7 protein-coding genes are annotated in these 7665 nt (G+C 70.7%); all 7 read left to right on the top strand.

Going from position 1 to position 7665, the window contains the following annotated elements:
* The first annotated feature begins 858 nt into the window (after positions 1-858).
* The 7 genes from DQW06_RS22985 (at position 859) to phzG (ending at position 7622) form a co-directional block, all read left to right on the top strand.
* Positions 859-1719, top strand: a complete 861-nt coding sequence (locus DQW06_RS22985; RefSeq protein ID WP_232051624.1) for a winged helix-turn-helix transcriptional regulator — start codon at positions 859-861, stop codon at positions 1717-1719.
* 76 nt (positions 1720-1795) lie between these two features.
* Positions 1796-2284: a PhzA/PhzB family protein gene (locus DQW06_RS22980; RefSeq protein ID WP_013156016.1), complete on the top strand. Its 489-nt coding sequence runs from the start codon at positions 1796-1798 to the stop codon at positions 2282-2284.
* 73 nt (positions 2285-2357) lie between these two features.
* Complete coding sequence (locus DQW06_RS22975) at positions 2358-3533, top strand: 3-deoxy-7-phosphoheptulonate synthase (RefSeq protein ID WP_198662524.1); 1176 nt, start codon at positions 2358-2360, stop codon at positions 3531-3533.
* Positions 3534-3562: 29 nt separating this feature from the next.
* Complete coding sequence (locus tag DQW06_RS22970; RefSeq protein WP_013156018.1) at positions 3563-4186, top strand: isochorismatase family protein; 624 nt, start codon at positions 3563-3565, stop codon at positions 4184-4186.
* A complete protein-coding gene (locus DQW06_RS22965; RefSeq protein WP_117199289.1) occupies positions 4183-6102 on the top strand; it encodes an anthranilate synthase family protein in 1920 nt (639 codons plus the stop codon). Before DQW06_RS22970 ends, DQW06_RS22965 begins: the two co-directional genes overlap by 4 nt.
* Positions 6099-6965 (top strand): PhzF family phenazine biosynthesis protein, encoded by an 867-nt coding sequence (locus tag DQW06_RS22960; RefSeq protein WP_019610418.1) that lies wholly within the window; start codon positions 6099-6101, stop codon positions 6963-6965. Before DQW06_RS22965 ends, DQW06_RS22960 begins: the two co-directional genes overlap by 4 nt.
* Positions 6966-6983: 18 nt before the next feature.
* Positions 6984-7622 (top strand): phenazine biosynthesis FMN-dependent oxidase PhzG, encoded by a 639-nt coding sequence (phzG, locus tag DQW06_RS22955; RefSeq protein ID WP_013156021.1) that lies wholly within the window; start codon positions 6984-6986, stop codon positions 7620-7622.
* The last annotated feature ends 43 nt before the right edge of the window (positions 7623-7665 follow it).

The raw sequence follows: 7665 nt of genomic DNA, 5'->3' as shown, positions 1-7665 counted from the left end.
GGGGAGGCCGGCCGACGGCCCGGGGCGCGTCCGCGCCCGGCTCCGTGCGGAACCCGCCCCTCCAACCGCGCCCCCGCGACGGTCATGAACCCACTCCTCTCCTCACCCGGTCCGCTGACGCCCTTCACCTCCATGACGGACGGCGGGAGGAGAAGGTGACCGGACGACGGGAGGGGGAAGGCGTACGGGCGCCCGGCCGCGCGGGGGCCGCCGTCCGGCGGCCCCCGAAAGGGGACGGGGTTCGGAGAAGTACGCCATTTCCGGGAAGTCGCGCCGCGTCACGAACGGTCACGCGGAGCGTTCGTTCGGAGAAAAGGCAAGGAGCGGATCGTGTTTCTCGGATTGTCCGCGCGGCCCGTGCCCGTGCACGCGTTCCTGCCCGTGCTTGACACCGTCGCCCCAGTTCACAAGGGCCCGGACGCATTCCTTCCCGCCGTCGCCGGGGCACGGGAAGGCAGCCGGTTCCCCCTGTCCCAGCCGCGGTCCGGATGCTTTCACCTGGGGGTTTCCGGGCCGTCCGCCCCGGCCCCGTGTTTTCCCCGCTGTCCGCTTGCGGACAGCTTCGCGCTGGCGCTGCTGCGGGTCTCAACCTAGGCTGAATCCGGTTGTGATCCCCTCTGGAGAGTCCACCCTGCTCGCATGCCCTTCACGAAGGGAAATTTCACTGTGCCTGCCCAAACCATGCCATCCGCCCCTGGACTGGGGGAGGGTCAGAGAAATGACGGGGACCTGCTCCCCGAGGTGGCTGACATAATCAGGGATCTGCCCCAGGGAATTGTTCCCATCGCGGACCTCGCCCCTTCCCTTTCTCCGCGCGAGAAGATGGAGGACCCGGCCCACGCCCGTGTGATCGCGGAAATGGGGAGCGCCGTCGAACCCATCCTCGTCCACCGCCGCACCATGCGCGTGATCGACGGGGTGCACAGGATCCGCGCCGCGCGGATGAGGGGGAAGACCGAGATCAGGGCCCGTTTCTTCGACGGCAGCGACGAGGACGCCTTCGTCCTCGCGGTGCAGCTCAACGTGGGGCACGGGCTTCCGCTGACCCTGAGCGAGCGCAGGACCTCCGCCCAGCGCATCATCCTGTCCCATCCGCACTGGTCCGACCGGGCCATCGCGAGGAGGGCCGGGCTGAACGCCAAGACGGTGGCCAGGCTCCGTCGGGAGGCGGGAGAGGGGGGCTCCGTCGCGGAGAGCAGGGTGGGCATGGACGGAAGGGCCAGACCGCTCAGCAGCGTCGAGGGTCGGCGCAGCGCCGCGGCCATCCTCGCCGAGAACCCCGAGATCTCGCTGCGTGAGGTGTCCAGGAAGAGCGGGCTGTCGGTGGGCACGGTCCGGGACGTCCGCAAGCGCGTCGACCAGGGCCAGGACCCCATTCCGGAGCGCTTCCGCCGCAACGGCGGGGAGCGCGTCCCCGTGTCGGTCGCGGTCCGGGAACCGGACCGCAGGCCCCGGGTCACCGAGTCCACGGCGGTGGGCGAGACCGCGGCGGCGGTCCGCAAGCTCGCCCGGGACCCCTCCCTGCGCGCCACCGAAGCCGGTCGGACCCTGCTGCGCATGCTGACGATCACCGAGGTCGGACGCGCGCAGTGGGAGGAGATCATCAGGACGATCCCCGAGCACTGGCTGCCCCTCGTCCGCGCCATCGTCCTCCAGCGCTCCCAGGAGCTGCGGGAACTCGCCTACATGGTGCCCGGCGAGGACTCCGACCCGGACTGAGGACCCGTCCGGCGTCCCCCAGAATTTCCCTTCGGACAGTATTAAACGCAGAAAAGGAAAGGCCAGGTAGTCTGCCATGCCCGAAAACTTTGAGTTTCCTGCGGACGGTGACGAGGCCGCGATCCGGAAACACAACCGTGACGTGGTGGAAACATACATGAACACGAGAGGGCAGGATCGGCTGAAGCGTCACCTCCTCTTCACCGAAGAAGGTGTCGGAGGGCTCTGGACCAATGACACCGGAGAGCCTATCGTCATCCGTGGCCGGAATCGCCTCGCCGAACACGCGGTCTGGTCGCTGAAATGCTTCCCCGACTGGGTCTGGACCAATATCCAGATCTTCGAGACGCAGGACCCCAACTTCTTCTGGGTGGAATGCGACGGCGAGGGAGCCATCCGTTTCGAGGGTTACCCCGAGGGTCACTACACGAACCACTTCCTGCACTCCTTCCGTTTCGAGGAGGGGAAGATCGCGCAGCAGAGGGAGTTCATGAACCCCTTCGACCAGCTCCGTGCTCTGGGTATCCCCGTTCCCACGATCAGGCGTGAGGGAATCCCGACCTGACCCCGAGGGCTGGTTCGGATTCCACTCGGGCTGGCGATTCAGGCACGCACACAGAACCGATCAATGGAGACGCGTGGACAACGTGATGCCCGACATCGAGTCCAGAACCGCCCTGCAACAGCCCGACTGGAGCGACGCCTCCCAGGTCCGGAGGGTGGCCGACGTGCTGTCCTCCCGGCCCGCCCTCGTCAGGGCCGAGGACGTGCTGGCCCTGCGCTCGCTCCTGGCCGACGTGGCCCTCGGCCGGTCCCTGGTCGTCCAGGCCGGGGACTGCGCCGAGGACCCGGAGGAGTCCAGCGCGAGACACGTCAGCAGCAAGGCCGCCCTGCTCGACATGCTGGTCGGCGCCCTCAGGATGATCACCCACAAGCCCGTCCTGCGGGCGGGCCGCATCGGCGGGCAGTTCGCCAAACCCCGCTCCAGCCCCACGGAGAAGGTCGGCGAACTGGTGCTGCCGGTGTTCCGCGGCCACCTGGTCAACGGCCCCGATCCGACGCCCGAGAGCAGGAAGGCCGACCCGCTGCGCCTGCTCACCGGCTACATGGCCGCGGGCGACGTGATGGAGCACCTCGGCTGGCGCGGCTCCTTCGCCCGGCCCGCCAGCGACCCGCCGGTGTGGACGAGCCACGAGGCACTGGTCCTGGACTACGAGGTGCCGATGCTCCGGCAGACCGACAAGACGGACAAGCCGGTGCTCGGCTCCACCCACTGGCCCTGGATCGGTGAGCGCACCCGCCAGATCGAGGGAGCGCACGTCGCCCTGCTGGCCGAGGTCGCCAACCCGGTGGCCTGCAAGGTCGGACCGGCCATGGCCGAGGACGAACTGCTCGCCCTCTGCGAGCGGCTGGACCCCCGGCGCGAGCCGGGCCGCCTGACGCTGATCGCCCGGATGGGGGCCGACCGGGTCGCCGACCGGCTGCCGCCGCTCGTCGAGGCCGTGGCCGAGGCGGGCCACCCCGTGATCTGGCTGTGCGACCCGATGCACGGCAACACGGTCCGGACCCCGGAGGGCCACAAGACCCGGGTCGTGGAGGACCTCAGGAAGGAGGTCCGCGGCTTCGTCCGCGCGGTCGAGTCGGCGGGGGGAGTCCCCGGCGGCCTGCACCTGGAGACCACACCCGACGACGTGACCGAGTGCGTGACGGACCCGAGCGGGTTCCCGCGGGTCGGCGAGCGCTACACGACCTTCTGCGACCCCCGCCTCACCCTCTGGCAGGCGGTCTCGGTGATCTCCGCCTGGAGCGACTGACCCGTAGGAACCGATCGGAAAGGACGAACATGCCCGGTATCCCCGTCATCGAGCCCTACGCGCTCCCGGCCGCTGGTGACCTCCCCGAGAACACCGCCCAGTGGGTGCCCGACCCCTCCCGCGCTGTCCTCCTCGTCCACGACATGCAGCGCTTCTTCCTCAAACCCTTCCCCGAACAGGTGCGAGACGAGCTGGTCGGCAACATCGCCCTCCTGCGCGAGCGCGGCGCCCGGCTCGGCGTCCCCGTGGGCTACACGGCCCAGCCGGGCAGCATGAGCGACGAACAGCGCGGCCTCCTCAAGGACTTCTGGGGACCCGGCATGCGCAGGTCCCCCGAGGACAGGCTCGTGGTGGACGAACTGGCCCCCTCACCCGACGACTGGATGTTCACCAAGCTCAGGTACAGCGCGTTCCACAAGTCGGACCTGCTGGAGCGGATGCGGGCCGCCGGGCGCGACCAGCTCGTCGTCTGCGGCGTGTACGCGCACGTCGGGGTCCTGATGACGGCGGTCGAGGCCTACACCAACGACATCCAGACCTTCCTGGTCGCCGACGCCGTCGCCGACTTCAACGCCGACTACCACCGCATGGCCGTCCGGTACGCCGCCGAGCGCTGCGCGGTCGTGCTGCCGGCCAAGGAGGTGTTCGCGTGAACGCGCCGGACACGGCGCCACGGGCCGGGGCGGAGGGGGACGGGCTCCTGCGCACCGTCCTGGGGACGGAGCGGCCACCCCCCTTCGCCCTGCTCGTGCGCTCCGGCGGCGACGGTCCCGGCCGCGTGGACGTGCTGACCGGCGAGGTGTCCGCCGTCCCCGAGACCGCCGACATCCCCCTGCCCGACCTGACGGGGAGGGGCGGGGGCGCGGAGCGCCACGACGTGCTGGCCCTCATCCCCTACCGGCAGATCACCGAGCGCGGCTTCGGCTGCAACGACGACGAGGCGCCCCTGCTCGTCATGACGGTGGCCGACCAGGAGACGCTGCCGGTCTCACGGGCCCTGGACCTCATCCCCGACCTGCCCGTCGCCCTGTCCGACGGCCGCTTCGACGTCGACGACGAGGACTACGCCGAGACCGTCCGCAGGGTGGTCAAGGAGGTGATCGGCGAGGGCGAGGGCGCGAACTTCGTGATCAGGCGCTCCTTCGTCGCCGACATCGGGGAGTACACCCCGCACAAGGCCCTGGCCGTCTTCCGCCGGCTGCTCCGGGTCGAGGTGGGCGCCTACTGGACCTTCGTCGTCCACACCGGCGACCGGACCTTCGTCGGCGCCACCCCCGAGCGCCACGTCACCCTCCGGCGGGGGCTCGCCACCATGAACCCCATCAGCGGCACCTACCGCTATCCCCCCTCGGGCCCCTCGCTGCCCGAGGTCATGGACTTCCTCGCCAACCAGAAGGAGTCGGACGAGCTCTACATGGTCCTGGACGAGGAGCTCAAGATGATGACGCGCATCTGCGAGCCGGGCGTGCACGTGTCGGGACCCCACCTCAAGCAGATGGCGCGGCTCGCGCACACCGAGTACTTCATCGAGGGGGAGACCCGTCGCGACGTCCGCGACATCCTCCGGGAGACGATGTTCGCCCCGACCGTCACCGGCAGCCCGCTGGAGAACGCCTGCCGCGTCATCCAGAACTACGAGACGGGCGGACGCGGCTACTACAGCGGGGTGCTCGCCCTCGTCGGAAGCGACGCCTCCGGCGAGCGGACCCTGGACTCGTCGATCCTCATCCGCACCGCCGACATCGACGACCGCGGCAGGATGGCCATCGGCGTCGGCTCCACCCTCGTCCGCCACTCCGACCCGGTGTCGGAGGTGGCGGAGACCCACGCCAAGGCCGCCGGTCTCCTCGCGGCGGTGGAGAGCCGCGGGGCCGGGGGCCTGGACACCCATCCCGACATCCGCGACGCGCTGGTCAGGCGCAACGCCAACATCGCCGACTTCTGGCTGCTGGGCGAGGGCCACCGGCGCGGCGCGGAGTTCCCCGGGCTGGCCGGGTGCCGGACGCTGATCGTCGACGCGGAGGACACCTTCACGTCGATGCTCGACCACCAGTGCCGCGACATGGGCATGTCCGTCACGGTCGTGCGCCACGACGACGTCCCCTCCTTCGACGGCTACGACTTCGTCGTGCTCGGCCCCGGTCCGGGCGACCCGCGCGACCCCGCGCACCCGAAGATGGCCAACATGCGGGCGGCGGCGCGGGCGCTGCTCGCCGAACGCAGGCCCTTCCTGGCCGTCTGCCTGAGCCACCAGATCCTCAGCGCCGAGCTCGGGTTCCCGATCCGGCGGCGCCCCTCGCCCAACCAGGGCGTGCAGAAGGAGGTCGACCTCTTCGGCGACCGCCAGCGCGTGGGCTTCTACAACACCTTCGCGGCCTGGTCGGAGGCGGACACGGTCGAGGTGGACGGCGTCGGCGCGGTGGAGGTCTGCCGCGACCCCGCCTCGGGGGAGGTGCACGCCCTGCGGGGCCCGCGCTTCTCCTCCCTCCAGTTCCACGCCGAGTCCGTTCTCACCCAGAACGGCCCGCACATCCTCGGCTCGTTCATAGGAAGGACGTTGAGCGCATGAACGGCAGTCCGGCGCTCCTGGAAAGGGCGCACTCCTACGTCGTCGTCGACGCGTTCACCGACAAGCCCCTGGCGGGCAACCCCGTCGCGGTCTTCTTCGGGGCCGAGGACCTCTCGGCCCCGCGCATGCAGAGCATCGCCCGGGAGATGAACCTGTCGGAGGTGACGTTCGTGCTGCCCCCCAAGCAGGGCGGCGACGCGCACATCCGCATCTTCACCCCGGTCAACGAGCTGCCCTTCGCGGGGCACCCCCTCCTCGGCACGGCGGTCGCCCTCGGCGACTCCGCCGAGAAGGACCGGCTCCGGCTGGAGACGGCCATGGGGATCGTGGACTTCGACCTCGAACGCGCCGACGGCAGGGTGGTCGCCGCCGCGATGGAGCAGCCGATCCCGACCTGGGAGCCGTTCGACCGCGTCGAGGAGCTGCTCGCCGCCCTCGGGGTGCCCGAACCGGAGACCCCCGTCGAGATCTACACCAACGGCCCCCGGCACGTCTTCGTCGGACTGCGGAGCATCCCGGCGCTGTCCGAGGTCAACCCCGACCACCGTGCCCTGGCCGCCTTCCCCGACATGGCGACCAACTGCTTCGCCGGTTACGGGACGCACTGGCGGAGCCGCATGTTCTCCCCCGCCTACGGGGTGGTCGAGGACGCGGCGACCGGGTCCGCCGCGGGACCGCTCGCCATCCACGTCGCCCGCCACGGCCACGCCCAGTACGGCCAGTGGATCGACATCCACCAGGGCGTGGAGATCGGGCGGCACTCCCTGATGCGGGCCCGTGCCAGAGGCAACGGCGATCACGTCACCGAGGTCCGGGTCAAGGGCAGCGGCGTCACCGTCGCCAGCGGGACCATCTACGTCTAGACAGTCGCGGGAGCACGCGTGAGCAGCAGGTTCGAGACTCTGACCGGTGAGATGGAAGGGGGCTTCCCCGAGTACGAGACGCCTCCGGCCGCCCCCATGGGGCTGGTCGGACGGTGGGTCGACGCGGCCAAGCAGAGGAAGGTGCGGGAGCCGCTGTCCCTGGCGCTGGCCACGGCGGACGCCAAGGGCCGTGCCTCCAACCGGATGGTCGCCGTCATCGACGTGTCGGACCGGGGCCTGGTCTTCACCACCCACAGCAGCAGTCAGAAGGGCAGGGAGATCGCGGCCACCGGCTGGGCCTCCGGGTTGTTGTACTGGCGCGAGACCGCCCAGCAGGTGATCGTCTCCGGGCCGGTGGAGACGCTGCCCGAGGCGGAGTCGGACCGGCTCTGGGCCGCCCGGCCGCCGCAGCTGTACCCGATGACGACGGCGTCCCGGCAGAGCGAGCCCCTCGACGACGTGCCCGGCCTCCTCGAACGGGCCCGGCGGCTGGCGGAGGAGGGCGGCCACTCCCTGCCCAGACCCGAGCGGTTCGTCGGCTACCGCCTCGAACCGGACACGGTCGAGTTCTGGGCCGCCGACCGCGAACGGCTGCACCGCAGGCTGCGCTACGACCGCACACCGCACGGCTGGGAGGTCGTGCGGCTCCAGCCCTGAGCCGTCCCCGACCCGCCCCACGGCGTCCACCGCCGTCCCTCCC

This window comes from Nocardiopsis sp. TNDT3, assembly GCF_003427465.1.
GTDB classification, from domain to species: Bacteria; Actinomycetota; Actinomycetes; order Streptosporangiales; family Streptosporangiaceae; genus Nocardiopsis; species Nocardiopsis dassonvillei.
This window is presented reverse-complemented; position numbering and strand designations above follow the sequence as displayed.

Coding starts and splice junctions, on each gene's coding strand:
- DQW06_RS22985 (WP_232051624.1), top strand. CDS start 859: ATGGGGAGCGCCGTCGAACCCATCCTCGTCCACCGCCGCACCATGCGC.
- DQW06_RS22980 (WP_013156016.1), top strand. CDS start 1,796: ATGCCCGAAAACTTTGAGTTTCCTGCGGACGGTGACGAGGCCGCGATC.
- DQW06_RS22970 (WP_013156018.1), top strand. CDS start 3,563: ATGCCCGGTATCCCCGTCATCGAGCCCTACGCGCTCCCGGCCGCTGGT.
- DQW06_RS22960 (WP_019610418.1), top strand. CDS start 6,099: ATGAACGGCAGTCCGGCGCTCCTGGAAAGGGCGCACTCCTACGTCGTC.